Raw genomic sequence first — 900 nt, 5'->3', positions numbered from 1 at the left:
CTCTGTGCTATATCCCTATATAACCTACCCATCCACCTTTCGCTCCTTGAACTTGCATCTAAACTCGACCTCTACATCAACAGGCTTCCAATGCTCTTCAAATTTTACTGTCAAGTAGACCCATACGGCTGTAATATGCTGCTCTTCATAATGTAAGCTTATCTTTATCGAATCGTGTGAAAAACTACTACCGCGATAAACCTTTACGGTTCCCTGAGATTGAATTAGTTCCTTTAGTATATGATACAAGACACTTTTGAACTTTGTACGACGAATTTTGAGGTTCGCCATCCTCTGGCTATTTCCAATTATCCTGTCGGCTATTATCTCCGCCTCAGTTTGATCTTCCGCTTCAGACTGCCATTTTTCACATAATGAATCTATTTCACCCCACAATCCTTCATCCGCCTCCGCATCTTGTTCCGTTAAACTATTGACTTCATGTTGTACATTGTTTAGTTCACGAGAAGGGTCCTCTTCAGGCGGTAGCTCCTGATCTCCTATATGACCTTTATCCTGTTCTCTTTCCACAAACTTAGAAATGTATTCATGAATTATGGAGCACCTAATAACATTCTTCAAGGCGGAGAAGTTTGGGCCAGATGCCCAATATGCTTGACATGAAAACGTGAGAATGAATTTAGTATTATTGTGATATTCTGAGGCAATTTTATTATAATCTCGAAGATAAGAGAAGAATGCAGTGACCTTTGTATTGACAAATGGAGATTCCATGTATCTAAAAAATACGCCTTTAGGCCTTCTGATACCCTTTCCCCTGCGGTTTAGCGTGCCTTTTACATTAATATCTAAACCCTCTCCGATGGTGGCCTTTAACTGACTAATAAATGCAACCGATATAAACTGTGATAATTCTGGGTGATTTATGATTCGATCGAC

The 900-nt window shown here is 39.7% G+C and carries 1 protein-coding gene; it reads right to left on the bottom strand.

Going from position 1 to position 900, the window contains the following annotated elements:
- Positions 1-24: 24 nt before the first annotated feature.
- On the bottom strand, positions 25-900 hold an 876-nt coding region (locus tag E8M12_RS16235), incomplete at its 5' end, for a hypothetical protein (protein ID WP_136737318.1).

The organism is Thalassotalea mangrovi, assembly GCF_005116735.1.
GTDB lineage: Bacteria > Pseudomonadota > Gammaproteobacteria > Enterobacterales > Alteromonadaceae > Thalassotalea_A > Thalassotalea_A mangrovi.
This window is presented reverse-complemented; position numbering and strand designations above follow the sequence as displayed.